Origin of the sequence: Levilactobacillus huananensis (assembly GCF_003946145.1) — a bacterium.
GTDB classification, from domain to species: Bacteria; Bacillota; Bacilli; order Lactobacillales; family Lactobacillaceae; genus Levilactobacillus; species Levilactobacillus huananensis.
Map to the genome: position 1 here is coordinate 197,034 of NZ_RHOC01000002.1, position 14,603 is coordinate 211,636.

At 49.1% G+C, this 14,603-nt stretch carries 15 protein-coding genes and 1 riboswitch; of the genes, 8 read left to right on the top strand and 7 right to left on the bottom strand.

The genetic code is table 11. From position 1 onward, the window contains the following. Positions 1-444: 444 nt before the first annotated feature. Together EKM71_RS02945 and EKM71_RS02950 are read right to left on the bottom strand one after the other, a co-directional pair. Complete coding sequence (locus EKM71_RS02945) at positions 445-1,404, bottom strand: alpha/beta hydrolase (protein WP_125573184.1); 960 nt, start codon at positions 1,402-1,404, stop codon at positions 445-447. Between the two features lie 72 nt (positions 1,405-1,476). Then, positions 1,477-2,271, bottom strand: coding sequence for a tyrosine-protein phosphatase (locus EKM71_RS02950; RefSeq protein WP_125573185.1), 795 nt, complete (start codon positions 2,269-2,271; stop codon positions 1,477-1,479). Between the two features lie 266 nt (positions 2,272-2,537). On the opposite strand from EKM71_RS02950, the gene EKM71_RS02955 reads away from it, so the two are divergent. After that, the gene (locus EKM71_RS02955) at positions 2,538-3,425 is read left to right on the top strand and encodes an alpha/beta hydrolase fold domain-containing protein (protein ID WP_125573186.1); all 888 of its coding nucleotides are present in this window, start codon (positions 2,538-2,540) and stop codon (positions 3,423-3,425) included. Positions 3,426-3,479: 54 nt separating this feature from the next. Here the strand turns inward: EKM71_RS02955 and EKM71_RS02960 are convergent, their stop codons facing one another. Next, the gene (locus tag EKM71_RS02960; RefSeq protein ID WP_125573187.1) at positions 3,480-4,136 is read right to left on the bottom strand and encodes a YczE/YyaS/YitT family protein; all 657 of its coding nucleotides are present in this window, start codon (positions 4,134-4,136) and stop codon (positions 3,480-3,482) included. Positions 4,137-4,214: 78 nt separating this feature from the next. Further along, positions 4,215-4,949: a gamma-glutamyl-gamma-aminobutyrate hydrolase family protein gene (locus tag EKM71_RS02965; protein ID WP_125573188.1), complete on the bottom strand. Its 735-nt coding sequence runs from the start codon at positions 4,947-4,949 to the stop codon at positions 4,215-4,217. Between the two features lie 158 nt (positions 4,950-5,107). Between EKM71_RS02965 and EKM71_RS02970 the strand changes: the two genes are divergently transcribed. The 3 genes from EKM71_RS02970 (at position 5,108) to glpK (ending at position 7,726) form a co-directional block, all read left to right on the top strand. Then, positions 5,108-5,353, top strand: a complete 246-nt coding sequence (locus EKM71_RS02970) for a hypothetical protein (protein WP_057878311.1) — start codon at positions 5,108-5,110, stop codon at positions 5,351-5,353. A 73-nt stretch (positions 5,354-5,426) separates the two neighbouring features. Further along, positions 5,427-6,074, top strand: coding sequence for an endonuclease III domain-containing protein (locus EKM71_RS02975; RefSeq protein WP_125573189.1), 648 nt, complete (start codon positions 5,427-5,429; stop codon positions 6,072-6,074). Between the two features lie 137 nt (positions 6,075-6,211). Further along, positions 6,212-7,726: a glycerol kinase GlpK gene (gene glpK / locus EKM71_RS02980; RefSeq protein WP_125573190.1), complete on the top strand. Its 1,515-nt coding sequence runs from the start codon at positions 6,212-6,214 to the stop codon at positions 7,724-7,726. Between the two features lie 193 nt (positions 7,727-7,919). Here the strand turns inward: glpK and EKM71_RS02985 are convergent, their stop codons facing one another. Further along, the gene (locus EKM71_RS02985) at positions 7,920-8,777 is read right to left on the bottom strand and encodes a DUF368 domain-containing protein (protein WP_125573191.1); all 858 of its coding nucleotides are present in this window, start codon (positions 8,775-8,777) and stop codon (positions 7,920-7,922) included. 189 nt (positions 8,778-8,966) lie between these two features. Between EKM71_RS02985 and EKM71_RS02990 the strand changes: the two genes are divergently transcribed. After that, positions 8,967-9,710 carry an SDR family oxidoreductase gene (locus EKM71_RS02990; RefSeq protein ID WP_125573192.1) on the top strand — a complete coding sequence of 248 codons (744 nt, stop codon included), beginning with the start codon at positions 8,967-8,969 and terminating at the stop codon, positions 9,708-9,710. A 241-nt stretch (positions 9,711-9,951) separates the two neighbouring features. On the opposite strand, the gene EKM71_RS02995 is transcribed toward EKM71_RS02990, so the two are convergent. Together EKM71_RS02995 and rlmD are read right to left on the bottom strand one after the other, a co-directional pair. Then, on the bottom strand, positions 9,952-10,395 hold the full coding sequence (locus EKM71_RS02995; RefSeq protein ID WP_125573245.1) for a DUF2628 domain-containing protein: 444 nt from the start codon (positions 10,393-10,395) through the stop codon (positions 9,952-9,954). An 85-nt stretch (positions 10,396-10,480) separates the two neighbouring features. Then, on the bottom strand, positions 10,481-11,926 hold the full coding sequence (gene rlmD, locus EKM71_RS03000; RefSeq protein ID WP_125573193.1) for a 23S rRNA (uracil(1939)-C(5))-methyltransferase RlmD: 1,446 nt from the start codon (positions 11,924-11,926) through the stop codon (positions 10,481-10,483). A gap of 238 nt (positions 11,927-12,164) precedes the next feature. On the opposite strand from rlmD, the gene EKM71_RS03005 reads away from it, so the two are divergent. Genes EKM71_RS03005 through EKM71_RS03015 form a run of 3 tightly spaced genes read left to right on the top strand, consistent with a single transcriptional unit; the run spans position 12,165 to position 14,434 of the window. Further along, the gene (locus tag EKM71_RS03005; protein WP_125573246.1) at positions 12,165-12,818 is read left to right on the top strand and encodes an ABC transporter ATP-binding protein; all 654 of its coding nucleotides are present in this window, start codon (positions 12,165-12,167) and stop codon (positions 12,816-12,818) included. Next, positions 12,815-13,582, top strand: coding sequence for an ABC transporter permease (locus EKM71_RS03010; protein ID WP_125573194.1), 768 nt, complete (start codon positions 12,815-12,817; stop codon positions 13,580-13,582). Before EKM71_RS03005 ends, EKM71_RS03010 begins: the two co-directional genes overlap by 4 nt. Positions 13,583-13,597: 15 nt before the next feature. Next, the gene (locus tag EKM71_RS03015; protein WP_125573195.1) at positions 13,598-14,434 is read left to right on the top strand and encodes an oxidoreductase; all 837 of its coding nucleotides are present in this window, start codon (positions 13,598-13,600) and stop codon (positions 14,432-14,434) included. Positions 14,435-14,481: 47 nt separating this feature from the next. Then, a riboswitch (TPP riboswitch) is annotated at positions 14,482-14,588 on the top strand. Positions 14,589-14,603: the final 15 nt, after the last annotated feature.

Sequence of the window (14,603 nt, forward strand, 5' to 3'; positions counted from 1 at the left end):
TGATATAGCTGAAACGTGTGCCAAAAGAAATTGGTTCTGCCCGCTAGGCTTTATACGGCTGAATCGAGGCCTTTCTCAGCTCATCTACGATAGATGGCCATTAATTAACTTTGCCTCATAACGATTTACTTAAATGATAAGTTAGGTATACTACTGGACGAGCCAAAAACCACCGCACACTCCGGGGAGGAGGATGCGGTGGTTTTTGATTGAGGAGTGAGGTCACTTAGGGGGAGTGACGCTCAGTTAGAGGAGTGGTTAGGCTTGAGGGAACCTAACCCATGATCAGATTCTCTTTGGGGGAGAGAATCTAAAAGGGATTGGATATAGAATTTGACTAGTAACAGCTATTGGCTAATTACTATGATGATAACTATACCCGGACTTTGTGACGAGAAAAGGGGTCAGACTGTGACGACTTTTAGATCATTTGTTAAAGGAAGTCTAAACCTGTGATTTTTCTTCGACGGAACTGTCAAAGTAGGTTTTTAAAAACTCGGTCACGTGAGCGCGATAACGGTCTGGGTTGATCCAGAAACTCTCAGCATGTGAGGCGTTGCGAACGATCCAGAGTTGTTTTGGCGCGTGGGTAGCGGCGTAGTTCTCGTAGGCCATCCCCACAGGAACGTAGACGTCCCGTTCCCCGTGAATAAAGAGAATCGGTCGTTTATTTTTCTTTAATTGATCGGTGGCGGTGACATCCCCTAGATAATAGCCGAGGCGTCGTTTAGAAATGGTGCTGACCAATGGCTCGATCGGATACTTGGGTAAATGAAATTGGCGTTTGAGCAGATAGGTGAGCTCCGCTTCGATGCTAGAGTAGCCACAGTCAGCGATGATTGCTTTGACCTGATCAGGCAATGTTTCGCCAGAGAGCATTTCCATCGTGGCGCCCCCCATGCTGACACCAAATAGAAGAATCTTAACGTTCGCATCAGCACGGTCGATGACTTGTTGGATCCATTGTAGATAATCCAAGCGGTCAAGCCAACCGAAGCTGATGTACTTGCCGGCACTCTCACCGTGCCCACGGTCGTCTGGCAGAAGAACGTTAAAGCCTAACTGGTGATACATCTGAGCGAAGTTCGCCATGGTTTCGCCATTTCCCTTATAACCATGGGAGATAATAACTGTTTTATGGCTAGGCGTTTCGGCCGGAATATATTCGGCAACCATTCTGTTTTTAGGATCATGTTCGTGGAGATACCATTTTTCCTTCTTAACCTGCTGAAACCAATCAACGTAGGCATAGTAGGCATCTGCGTATTTTTGCTTATCAGCGGAGGTCTCAGGAACGTAGTTGACCCGCTTGAAGGCAAAGTTAAACAGGCGTTCACTGGCAATTAAAGAGGTTGCAGCCAATCCGACAAGGGGCAGTGCCCAAGTCAATGTTTTCTTTTTCATCTAATCAGGTCCTTTCTGGTAAGGGGTTAAAAAGCCAGACTAACCGTGTTTGACGGGTAGTCTGGCGCTCACTTAGTCTAGGTAGAGTTTCTTCAAATCCTTGATGTCGCCATTGGAGACATTGAGGACGTCATGTAAATAATCCTGAGTCCCACCGTACTGCGTGTTGATGATTTTCATAGCAGAATCAAAGTAGTCTGCATTTACAGTGTACAGGGCGCGCATATTGGTGACAAAGGTCTCGTTTAAGCCTTGAGCTTTGGCCTCGGCAGCCTGACGGTTCACGCGAGGAGCGACAGCCTGATTGGTCAATAGGTAGTCTTGACGAATAATCTGAGGGTCGACGCCTAAAGCACTCATTGCAAAGAAGGCGCCAATCCCGGTCCGGTCCTTACCAGCTGTACAGTGGAAGAGGACGGACTGGTCAAGTTGCTCGTTAGCTAGCAAAGTCGCAAAGAAATCATGATAGGCTTCTTGGGCGGTCTGCAGGGTAATCATCTGGCGGTAAACATCCAGCATGTGCAGGTGACCGGCCTGATCGTTCTTCGAGAAACGGGCGGCCAGCTCTTCTTGACTAGCCGATGCGTCGGTTTCATCATCAGCTGGGAAGACCGGCAGAAAGCGGTAGGTGACACCAGCCGGGACCTTATCGGGTGCCTGACGTTGCTCATCCTTGGAACGGAAATCAACGTCGGTAATAACCCCATAATCACTGAGGTGTTGTTGGTCAGCGGGGGTGAGGTCCGCTAAGCCGGCGGTTCGAACTAATTTATGCCATTTAACGGTGTGCCCATCAATTGTGGGGTACCCTCCCAATTCGCGGAAGTTAATCCCTCCGGTCACATCTAGCATTCGATTATTTGTCATGTGTTCCCACCCTTTCAAATATTGTTTGTTACCCGTCCTATTCTACCGGTTTTTCAAGAAATTACCTAGTAATTGATTCTGAGGGAGGCGTTTTGTCCCCAAACGCTGTATACTGACACTATGTGTTCGGCTAAATTTTGGTCGTGATGAGACTGAGAAAATAGATCGCTCACGGCTAGTTGGCAGGGATTAAGCCTTGCCAGTAGACAGGATTAGACGAGAGAGTTTCGAGAATTGATGAAGGTTTAAAGATAAGGGTGATAGGCGTGAGTTTGCGTGGAAAATGGCTACTTTTCAAAACCAAACACAGTCAACTCAAGCAACAGATGCAGCAGGCATTTTTACAGCCTAGTCGGCGCAATCAGGCCGTTGTTCCCCAAAAGTTTCCGGCTAATATTGTAACTAAGGAGCGAACCATCTTCGGTGGCCGTCTCTTGACCGCGGGGTCCGGTGCACCACAACCGCAGCACATCATGCTGTTTCATGGTGGTGCGTATACTATGGAGGGGACCACGAGCCATCGACAAATGATGGTGTCCCTGATCGAACAGGCTAATGTTCGGATCACCTATGTGGATTACCCTCTAGTACCGGAAGCCACAGTTGAGGAAACCGTGGTGTTTGTCATGACCGTTTATAGCTACCTGCGTGCACAATACCCAGACGATGAATTCTTTCTAATGGGGGATTCTGCTGGCGGTGGACTAGCGTTAACGTTACTACAACAACTAGCGTTACGTGACGAACCGCTGCCAGCCGGAACTATCTTGATCTCGCCGTGGACAGACCTGAGTATGATGAATCCTGACTTAACGGCCGCAGCCAAGCATGATCCGTTCCTGACGTTGGAAACCTTGAAACGCATTGGTTACGAGTACGCTGGCAAATATCCGGTCACGGATCCCTTGGTTAGCCCCATCTATGGCAACTTCGATCACTTAGGAAAGATTAAGCTGTATTTTGGCACGAATGAGCTACTCCAAGCCGATGACGAACGACTGTTACAGAAGCTTTCGGCTGCAGAGGGCACACCCTTTACCGCACACGTCATGGCGTCCATGCTTCACGATTATATTCTCTGGCCCCATTTGCCGGAGACCAAGCGAACGTTGAAAGAGATTAAGCAGTTCGTGTTGACGGGAAAATTGAATTAACCTAAATAAAGCCATCCGGAAAAGATTCCGGATGGCTTTTTCAATCGCATTTGGTTAAACATCCACGTGGTGTTTTAGGCGAGGGAAGACGTGGAAGTCTGCCCAGGCCATGACAATCCCTTGGGTAATGAGCGCCCAGACCGTCCCAAAGCCGATGGCGTGTAGGTCACCGGTAAATAGGTAGGCTAGCACGATAATTGTCAGCGGTGGCAAGTAGCTCACCCATTGGGCTAGAACCGCCGATCCCCGCAGGTATTTAAATCGCAGGATGTAGGCCAGATCGTCGTTGGGATGCATGATGATATTGCATCGTTGATAGATCGATACGGCGAAGGCGACCCCAAAAAGGCCAATGATATCGACAATGATACGACCGGTCAGGTTGAGCTGATTGACACCCAGCCAGTTCCAGAAGTAACCAAACCATTCAACCAAATAACTAAAAGGCAGAATGTACAGCAGGTTGGAGATGAAACGACGCCGGTCGAATTTACCTAATAAGGCTTGATTCAGTAATGTCACAGCGATGCCATATAGGAAGAGGGTGGTTCCCAGTGGCACGTGAATCCAGTTCGACAGATTGACCGACGACCCGGTCCAAACGGCACTTCCCAGGTTAGTAGAGATGGTCAGTGCGTTCGCGGCAGAGTTCAATAGGATGGAAAATCCTAAAAAACGCATTCGTTGGCCATAATCCTTCATCTTTGCCACAAGCTCACCCTCGCTTCCTTCAGTCTATGTTCTAGTGTAGAGGAAGTTGACGGGAAGTGAAAGCCCTTTACTGCAATTTTATAAGTTAGGGGTACGCTTGGCGGCACGCTGGATGAAATTCACGAAAATCTGACGGGACTCTTCGTGGTGCTTATACATGTTTTCTGGATGCCATTGCACAGCCACGATTTGGTCGCTATTAGTGGACTCCAGGGCCTCAATGACCTGGTCATCGGCCTTGGCAATTGCGGTCAGGCTTGGGGCCACGTCTTTGACAGCTTGATGATGTCGGGAGTTAACGTATGGTCGAACGCCCATCAGGTCACTCAGAACGCTGGTTGGATCGACGGTGATGTGATGGCTGGGTTGATTGCCCATAGCAGCCTGGCTATGCTTTAATTCTGCAGTCGGATCTTCGCTGAGATCCTGGTAAAGGGTGCCACCCAATCCGACATTGATCAATTGGAGCCCGCGGCAGATGCCGAGAATGGCCTTGTTCTGGGCGACGGATTGGCGCAAGAGTTCGATCTCAAAAAGATCACGCTTCCGGTAGGTTTTTCCCAGTCGTAGGTGAGGCTCCTCATGATAGAAGGTAGGGTCGACATCGAATCCGCCGAGAAAAGCCACACCATCGAATAGGGGCAAGTAATCAGCGACGTCACTGGGATCGACACTAGGAAGAATGATGGGTAAGCCACCGGCTTTGACGATGGCCTCGACGGCTGGTCGAGGGGCAAAGGCAGCATTTCGTTCGTTAATGATGTTGGTAGCCTCGTCGAGGGTGTCGGCGGGTAAAGCAATTCGTGGGCGCATGGCGTCGCTTCCTTTCAGACAGTTGTTTACCGCCCAGTATACCCATTTCACTAGGTACTTGTCATCACTGAGTCACCTAACCTTGACGAAATAGTTCACAAAATCTGAGTTTAATCTTATAGTAGAGAGGTGGAATAAAATAAAGCGAGGTAAACAAGATGACAGAACGGCAATTGATTCAAGAAATTTTGAATTCCGAAGCGGTTGAATACAGCTTTGAAAACGTCGATGAAGACTCTAAGGAATACACGCTTTTATTAAAGAAACAAGACAAAGACGTGCGGCCAATCGAAACACTCAACGAAGAGATCAAGAAATACTTCCAGAGTGCGAACTTCGATTATCATGAAGACATGAACCCTGATGGCGACGGTGATATCCGTTTGGTCATCAAGCGGAGCTAGGCGTCACAGAATGAGAAGTTAATGGCCGGTCACGAAGGTGGCTGACCTTTTTATTTGGGAAGGAGATCCGTACATGACGCTTATGGAACTCTATCACTTGATGGCTAACGAAATGGGGCCGCAACCTTGGCTGCGACCGGGGACACCATGGGCGGAAACACCGGTGGAAATTATGTTGGGTGCGATTCTGGTTCAGAATACGAACTGGCGTAACGTAGAACCGTCGCTGATTAAGATCAAGGCGGCTACACAATTTGAGCCAGCAAAGTTGCGACTGTATACACCGGAAACCTTGGTCCCATTGATTCAAAGTAGCGGGTTTTACCACCGCAAGAGCGAAGCTATTTTGGCCCTGGCTGATTGGTTGGGAAGCGCTAATGATGATCTGATGGCATTGCGCCGGCGTGATGGGGACAGCTTACGCGAAGAGCTGTTAGCCATTACTGGGATCGGCAACGAAACGGCGGATTATATTTTGATGTACACGCTGGATCACGGGACCTTTATGGTGGATACTTATGCCCGTAGACTCTTCACTTGGTTGGGGACAACCATGCCTAAAACCTATTCGGCCTTTCAGCGCAAGGTTCTGCCACAGTTGGATTTTACCCTCACAGATTTTCAGGAATTTCATGCGCTGATCGATGAATTCGGTAAACAAATTAAATCCTCATCAGATTTCGAACAATCCTTCTTAGCTGGTCAACATCTTAGCGTTTAAAGCTTAAGAATCTGCCAAATCTAGCTGTGGGTGGGCAAAATTGGCGGGTTTTGGCGGGGAACATGCTATGATTAGTGCATTGAAATTGAAACCGCTTTCGATTTTAGCGGTGTTTTAGTTGGAGGGAGACATTACATATGGCATTAAAACAGCCAGAAAATTATCTCTTGGCGATTGACCAAGGGACGAGTAGCACCCGAGCACTTATCTTCGATCATACCGGCCGTAAGGTTATCGAGGCCTACAAGGAAGTTCCGCAATACTATCCGCATACAGGATGGGTTGAATCCGATGCAAATGAGATTTGGAACAGTGTCCTGTCGGTGATTGCCAGCGCCTTGATCGACGCCTCCATTCACCCCGAAAACATTGAGGCTATTGGGATTAGTAGCCAGCGGGAAACCACAATCGTTTGGGATAAGATTACGGGTGAACCTATTTATCATGCCATCGGTTGGCAAAGTCAACAGACGGCAACAATGGCCAAGGACCTGGTTGCGGCAGGTAAGGCCGAAGCTATTAAGGATAAGACAGGGCTCGTGGTTGATGCCTACTTCAGTGCGACCAAGGTACGTTGGATTCTCGACCACGTTCCGGGGGCGCAGGAGCGCGCTGAGAACGGTGACCTGTTGTTTGGGACCGTTGATAGTTGGCTGGCTTGGAAGCTCTCTGGTGGTAAGATTCACGTTACTGACTACAGCAATGCCAGCCGGACCATGCTCTTTAATATTCATGACTTAAAGTGGGATACGGATATCTTGAATTGGCTCAACATTCCAGCAGCCATGTTACCAACGGTGAAATCCAGCTCTGAAGTCTATGGTGTCACCCAAAACTTTCAGTTCTACGGGGTAGAAGTGCCAATCGCCGGAATTATCGGTGACCAATCAGCTGCACTCTTGGGACAACTGGCTATCGAACCCGGCAAGGTGAAGAATACTTACGGGGATGGGGCCTTCGTCATGATGAATACCGGGAAGGCGCCGCAAACCTCTGAGCATAACTTATTGACGACGATTGCTTATAAGATGAATGGCGAGGTTACCTACGCGCTTGAAGGGTCAATTTTAGTTGCCGGCACCGCGTTGGCTTGGTTGCATGAAAGTATGCAGATTATCAATAATGTGCCAGAATCTCGGCAAGCGGCGATGGCTTCCACGGATAACGATGAAGTATATGTGGTACCAGCCTTTAACGGTCTTGGGGCACCTTACTGGGATCCTGATGCCAAGGGAGCCGTCTTTGGTCTCTCGCGGGGAACTAATCGAAATGATTTCGTGAAGGCGACACTTCAGTCGATTGCCTATCAAACGCGAGACGTGCTTCATACCATGAAGCAGGATACCGGGATTGATATTTCAGAATTGATGGCTGATGGTGGGGCTTCACGGAACCGCTACTTGATGCAGTTTCAAGCCGATATCTTGGCGACACCTGTACAACGGGCTGCCGACGAAGAAACCACAGCCATGGGTGCGGCCATTGCTGCCGGACTAGCCGTGGGCTTTTGGCAGAGTCTCGATGAGATTAAAGAAATCAGAAGTGCCGGCCGTTTGTTCACGCCGAATATGACTGAAGACCGTCGCGCACGACTGTACGCTGGCTGGCAACAGGCCGTGGCGGCGACACGAGCCTTTAAACCCAATTTATAAAATGAACTTAGACAATAAAAGAGTGGGACATCAGGCGGTTGGTTTGCGAGCATTAACGTGGAAACAGGGGGCTATGCCTGGTCTCGGGTTAAACGCAGCAAACTGCCTTGTGGCGCACGTTTCGACACTATAGTAGAAAAAATAAAATCAGTTTTTTCAGAAGAAAGTCCTTCTGAAAAAGCTGATTTTTGATCTATTTATATTTAGCTTCTAATTGACTCATCCAATACCCTAAGGCGACACCAACTCCAAGGGCTGCTGCACTAGCGAGCAAGGTTCCAGTGGTCGCCCCCGCATAAGAGATGCTTTCCGCGGCGCGGTTGTTGGGAATCAGGATCAGGAGGGTACTGGCCACGACAATACCTAAAATGAAGTGGTACACGCGGGAGTGAAAATGGTGGATCAGGTAGTCCATTCCTTTAGAGAAGAGGGCCATCGAGAGAATTCCCCCGAGGGCTATCGGGAGATAGACGCCGAGTAGATCCAAATTTTTAAAACCGGTGAGCATGGGGGTAAAGAGTCCGAGGATCAACAATAAGTTAGAGGGACTCAATCCTGGGACTAAGACACCCAAAGCAATCAGAGCCCCAGCCACCATGAAGCCCCCAAAGTTGGCGGATAAGGGGCCAAAAATATCACTCATGAAGTATAAGAGACCGCCACTAATGATCAGTGTCGCGAAAAACCAGATTAAGTCGATGCTATCACGAGGCGTCTTGGCGCTGGCCGTCTGGGTCAACGCCGGTAATGTCCCAATAATGGCGCCAGCGAATCCCCAGAGAACCACGACTTGTGCGTGTGCTAAGAGAAACTCCAGCGGAGCGGACAGCAAGGCAATGCCGACGATACCGCCGATGCCGACTGGGACAAAATACCAGAAATCACGTTTGAAATTTTGGCGGAAATGGGCCATAAAACCTAATAGACGTTCATAAATTCCCAGGATGGCAGCGAGAACGCCACCAGAAACACCGGGGAGGATAAAACCTAACGCAATAATCACGCCCTTGAAGAATCGTTTCATCGGGGTGTCGGATCGAGTTGTTGGCATATGGCTCTCCTTTTGTGTGGGGTAGTCGTTAGCTTTCAAATTAGCAAATCCCACTGGAAAAGGCAACTAAATCAGAATGTTGGGTCAAAACCTTAAGGATAACTTGAAAAAAGTGAGCAAGTTATCTTGACTTAGCGTAACTCTAAGCAGGTAAACTGGGTCTATTCAATTGGATAGGAGCGATTTTAAATGGCAGTTAAAGATAAAGTTGTCGTGATTACAGGGGCCTCTTCCGGAATTGGCGAAGCGACCGCAAAGTTATTAGCCAGCAATGGCGCTAGGGTGGTTCTTGGAGCTCGTCGTGAAGAACGCTTGCAAACATTAGTTGATGAGATTAAGGCCGCTGGCGGCCAAGCCACTTACCAGGTGACAGATGTGCGGGATGCTGCCGAGGTTCAAGGCTTAGTTGATCTCGCTCAGTCCACATTTGGTGGGGTGGACGTCATTTTCAACAACGCCGGTATCATGCCAAGTTCTCCCATCAGCGCGCTACACGTTCGTGAGTGGAATGACATGATCGATATCAATCTTCGCGGGGTGCTCAACGGTGTCGCAGCGGTTATGCCTACCTTTACGAAGCAGAAACACGGGCAAATTGTGACGACGTCGTCCGTTGCTGGGATTAAGAGTTTCCCGGGTTCCGGGGTCTACGGGGCGACAAAATTTGCTGTACGTAATTTGATGGAAGTTATCCGCATGGAGAGTGCTCAAGAAGGGACTAATATCCGGACAGCCACGCTCTACCCGGCGGCCATCAACACGGAACTGCTTCACACGATTACGGATCAAGATGCCAAGCAGGGCATGGATCAGCTGTACGATGCCGTCGGAATTACCCCAGATGCCATCGCGCGTGTGGTCAACTTTGCGATTGATCAGCCAGCCGAAGTCAACGTTAATGAATTTACGATTTATCCTACGAAACAAGCCTAAGTAACCGTTCAAAAAGACCCACGATCTTTTCAGATCGCGGGTCTTTTTGGACTGAATACGTTTTGAGGTGAGAACTAGGCTTTGAAAAAGATTGAGGGGTAAATAGCGTCGATTTAACGAGCCCAGTTAGGTTGGATGAGCTGGCCCTACCGTATAGCGAGGGTAAAACCAGCTCTTAGACCCTCTTGTTCTTTCTAAAATAAAACCCTCACCATGATCTGGTGAGGGTCAAAGGTCATCTTTATTTTTTAGGTTGAGACCAGTAGTGGGCCCGACTTAGGAGATCACGAGATCGCTCGTCAGCTGGAACAAAGCCACGATTGAACAGGTGCTTGAAGTACATGAGGTTGTACAGGGACCCCCAAAGAACACTACGAACAATAGGCCAGCCGATCGCCACGAACTCGGTGAGTTGCGCGGGGGTTAGCAGCATGGTCAGGATCATCGCGCTTCCGAGTTCAATTCCCATGATACATAGCAGGTTATACCAGTCGGCCCGAAAGATCGTCGGAAACGGGGGGAAGAAGAACATAGTCCAAGAAAAGCCAACCTTGGCAATTCGCATGTTCCCCGTCTCTGGGTTAACGACGGTTGCATAGTTCGGTGGTAACGGCAGTCCTTGAGGGCCGTTATCGTTTTGGTTATTTTGATCATCATCGTTAAAGCCCTTGAAAGGATCTTGCATGTCATTTGCCAACTTTCTACAGAATTAAAAACCAATTTATCGTTAGTTAAAAGTCTAACACGAAAATCGGGACCTGCCTATTAATCTATTGACGCCGGGTGAGTTTCACGACGGCTTCACAACGGGCAGTCTGTGGCATCATGTCGACCGACTGAATATAGTCGACGTGGTAATCGTGAACTAATGCCACTAAGTCTTTAGCTAGCGTGGATGGGTTGCAGGAGATGTAAACCAGTTTTGGCGGACGAACCGCTAAAATGGTCTCAATCAGTGTGTCATCAAGGCCAGTACGGGGGGGATCAACCACGATGGCATCCGGATGGAAACCGGTCATAATCCACTTGGGTAGAAGGTCTTCAGCCGTGCCTACCTCATAGTGGGCATTGGTGATGCCGTTGGCTTCGGCGTTAGCATTGGCATCATCGACGGCTTCAGGGATGACATCCATCCCCCGAACCTCTTCGGCGACGTCAGCCAATGATAGTCCAATCGTTCCAATTCCAGAATAGGCATCAACAACCGTTTCACCAGGTTGTAAGTTCAAGGCTTTTTTGGCTTCGGCGTACAGCACTTCCATTTGAGCAGGGTTAAGTTGTAGAAAGGCGCGTGCGGAAAGCTTGAAGGACAAGCCATCTAGCTTTTCAGTGATGGCTTCGGCCCCTGCCAAATGTTTGGTTTCTTCGCCCCAGATGAGTGAGGTTTTACCAGGATTAATGTTTTGCATGACGGAAGTGACTTGCGGTAATTCCTTAGCGATCCGTTCTAACAATTCCCGTTTACGAGGGAGCTTTTGTGAGTTGGTAATGAAGACCAACTGCACATCGTTGGTATTGGCAGCGGCTCGAACAACTAGCGTCTTTACGATACCAGACGATTGTTCTTCGTCATAGATGGGCATGTCCAGATCTTGAAGCATCGCGACTACGGCTCGCATAACGGTCATCACGACCGGCATTTGAACGGAACAGGTTGGGAGATCGACCAAATCATGGCTCCGTTCGGCGTACAGTCCAGCTTCGATCTGACCGTCGGCGTTACGGCGAACTTGGAATTGGGCCTTGTTACGGTAACCGTAAGGATCGGCCATACCTAAAGTTGGGCGGAGGTCGAAATGCTTAAAGCCAACAGGTTGGTACCGTTCCAGGGATTGGGCGACGATATCGCGTTTGAATTTCAATTGTTCAGGGTAGGCCAAGTGTTCTAACTCGAAGCCACCGACCTCATCGGCATAACTGTCGCGGGGGTCAACTCGATGGGGGCTGGCTAAACGAATCCGGTGAATCTTAGCACGTAAGAAACGTTGAGCGACACTGGTAACTTCAGCGACGACCTCTTCGCCGGTTAGGGCACCGGGGATGAAGACAGCCATTCGCTTGTAATAGCCAATCCCTTCTCCGTTGATACCCATGCGTTTGATGGTTAGAGGGAAGCGTTGACCAACCTCAACCTGTACACGGGGTTCTTCCTGACGCTGACGATGGTTATTTTGATGGTACCGGTTAGAATGATTTTGTGACTCGTAATTTGCCATATTTTCTCCTATAAAGGTTGTCTTGGGTGATGGCTAACTAGCCATTGACTTGATCTGCTTAAGGTGGCTAAAAGCCACCTTACCGAATGAATACGGTCCTGAACATTATACCAAACTTTAGAGGGTCTCGGGGGTCCCTGAAATTTCGGCGAAAATGAAGTCGCTTCCATAGGCAAGGCTATAGGATTTGAGTACAATAATGGTATGCAGTGACTATTAGATGAAAGGAGCGTTAACTTTGAGTCTATTGACCTTGAAAAATGTGGGCTATCAGGTAGGAAAACAGCAGATCTTGCGGGATATCAGCTTGAACATTGATGCTGGCGAGTGGGTAACTTTTGCCGGACCATCTGGTAGTGGTAAGTCTACTTTGGCGCGGATCATCGCGTCACTTTTAAGCCGCACCAGTGGGGACTTGATCTTTGATGGTCAGTCGATCGATAGCTATGATCCGATTGCCTATCGGCGACGGGTCTCTTATGGATTTCAACAACCCACACTATTCGGGGAGACGGTTAGAGATAACCTGGCTTTTCCTTATCAGATTCGTCAGCTTCCTTTCGATGAGCAGCGGGCGGACACGGCCCTCGAGTACGTGGGTCTCGTAGCGGCCGATTTGGATAAGGCTGTGATTGACCTTTCGGGGGGGCAACGACAGCGGGTGGCACTCTTGCGTAATGTCATGATTTATCCTGAAGTGCTGATTTTGGATGAGGTGACGGCTGGGTTGGACGCTGAGAACAAGGCGTTTGTCTGGTCCTTAATCGATCACTTTAACCAAGACGATGGCATCACGATTCTCACGATCACACATGATCAGTCCGAAATTGTAGCAGCTAAGCGATTGGTCACCATTGTCGACGGTCAAATTGTTCCAGGAGGTGCCTCATGAACCTTGCGGTGAATAATCAATCTTTAGTATTGGCGCTGGGATTAGTCATGATTGCCCTAGTGATCGGTTGGAAAGAGAAGCTGGGGATTGATCGTGATATGATTATTGGCGTTGTACGGGCAGTCATCCAACTCTTCGTGGTGGGATATTTGCTCAAGTATGTCTTTCGGATTGCCAACATCTGGCTCACGGCGATTTTGATTCTCATTATTATTTTTAATGCCGGTTATAATGCCAAGCAACGGAGTGGTGGTATTCCTAAGGCGTTACCCATTTCAGTCGGGGCAATCCTCATTAGTACTAGCGTCACGCTGGGCGTATTGATGCTGGCCGGGGCGATTAAATTTATTCCGTCGCAAATGATTCCGATCTCCGGCATGATTGCGTCGAATTCCATGGTGGCGATCGGACTGTGTTACCGTAACCTTAATGCGCAATTCAAGCAGGAACGGCAGGCAGTGCTGGAAAAACTGGCTTTAGGAGCTGATCTGAAGGATGCTTCGAGAGATATCGTTCGGGCGAGCATCAAGACAGGCATGCAGCCCACGATCGATTCCGCTAAAACGGTGGGGATCGTGAGTCTACCGGGGATGATGTCTGGTTTAATCTTTGCCGGTGTCGATCCGGTCAGGGCGATCAAGTATCAAATTATGGTGACCTTTATGCTCATGTCAGCGACGAGTATTGGATCGGTTCTGGCCTGTTACTGGGCCTATCGTGGCTTCTATAATGAACGCAAACAGTTACAAGTTCCATCAAATTAGGAGGGTGTAAAAGTTATGACACATCGAAAAGTAGCACTGGTTACCGGAGCGTCATCGGGAATTGGCAAGGCCATTGCCCGGAGTTTCCATCGAAATGGTGTCACTGTTTATGCCGGAGCACGGCGAGTTAGCCGCATGAATGATCTGGACGATTTGGGCATCACGACACTGTCACTAGACGTGACGAACGCGAAGAGTGTAGCATCCGTGGTCAATCGAATCGTTAGTGAAACCGGTCGAATCGACATTCTGGTTAACAATGCTGGATACGGGCTGATGGGGGCGGTGGAAGATGTTCCCTTAAAACAAGCAGAAGACCAATTTGCGGTAAATCTCTTTGGAGTCGCTCGGTTGATTCAGTCAGTGTTACCGATGATGCGTCAACAACATTCTGGTCGGATTATCAATGTGACGTCGGTAGACGGCAGAGTGGCGCAGCCCTTAGCTGGGTGGTATGTTGCGTCTAAGTTCGCCTTAGAGGGGCTCTCAGATACCTTGCGCTTAGAGCTAGCGCCTAAGGGGATTCATGTATCAGTCATCGAACCCGGGGCGATCAAGTCGGCTTGGGCGGATATCGCTACCGACCACCTCAAAGAAACTTCTGCGAACGGGCCTTATCAAGAGGCTGCTGCGGATGCGGGACGGATTCTACAAGTCGTCAAACGTTTTTCCAGTGAACCACGCGTGATTGCGAGACTAGTTGATCGTGCGGCCTTGTCACGGCGACCTAAGACGCGTTACTCAGCGGGGGCCGGGAGTCAGATCCTATTTGTTCGTCGTTTTCTCTCGGATCGCGCCATCGATCGGATGTGGGGATTAATTAGTATTGCCGCCAAACAAGTCATCCGGTGATCTAAGAAGCGTTGACGATTGTGCATTTCCTGTTATGCTGGAAGTAACCAGAACACTAGGGGTGTCCACGAGTTGGGCTGAGATGCGTGTTGCACGCGATCCCTTGGAACCTGTCAAGTTCACACTTGCGAAGGGAATGTGTCGTGATACCGTAACGGGTCACCGGTTC

What these genes read in the sequence shown, in the direction of transcription:
- glpK (WP_125573190.1), top strand. Translation starts at nt 6,212, where the DNA reads ATGGCATTAAAACAGCCAGAAAATTATCTCTTGGCGATTGACCAAGGG.
- EKM71_RS03010 (WP_125573194.1), top strand. Translation starts at nt 12,815, where the DNA reads ATGAACCTTGCGGTGAATAATCAATCTTTAGTATTGGCGCTGGGATTA.
- EKM71_RS02995 (WP_125573245.1), bottom strand. Translation starts at nt 10,395, where the DNA reads ATGCAAGATCCTTTCAAGGGCTTTAACGATGATGATCAAAATAACCAA.
- EKM71_RS02985 (WP_125573191.1), bottom strand. Translation starts at nt 8,777, where the DNA reads ATGCCAACAACTCGATCCGACACCCCGATGAAACGATTCTTCAAGGGC.
- EKM71_RS02950 (WP_125573185.1), bottom strand. Translation starts at nt 2,271, where the DNA reads ATGACAAATAATCGAATGCTAGATGTGACCGGAGGGATTAACTTCCGC.
- EKM71_RS02990 (WP_125573192.1), top strand. Translation starts at nt 8,967, where the DNA reads ATGGCAGTTAAAGATAAAGTTGTCGTGATTACAGGGGCCTCTTCCGGA.
- rlmD (WP_125573193.1), bottom strand. Translation starts at nt 11,926, where the DNA reads ATGGCAAATTACGAGTCACAAAATCATTCTAACCGGTACCATCAAAAT.
- EKM71_RS02975 (WP_125573189.1), top strand. Translation starts at nt 5,427, where the DNA reads ATGACGCTTATGGAACTCTATCACTTGATGGCTAACGAAATGGGGCCG.
- EKM71_RS02965 (WP_125573188.1), bottom strand. Translation starts at nt 4,949, where the DNA reads ATGCGCCCACGAATTGCTTTACCCGCCGACACCCTCGACGAGGCTACC.
- EKM71_RS02970 (WP_057878311.1), top strand. Translation starts at nt 5,108, where the DNA reads ATGACAGAACGGCAATTGATTCAAGAAATTTTGAATTCCGAAGCGGTT.
- EKM71_RS03015 (WP_125573195.1), top strand. Translation starts at nt 13,598, where the DNA reads ATGACACATCGAAAAGTAGCACTGGTTACCGGAGCGTCATCGGGAATT.
- EKM71_RS02945 (WP_125573184.1), bottom strand. Translation starts at nt 1,404, where the DNA reads ATGAAAAAGAAAACATTGACTTGGGCACTGCCCCTTGTCGGATTGGCT.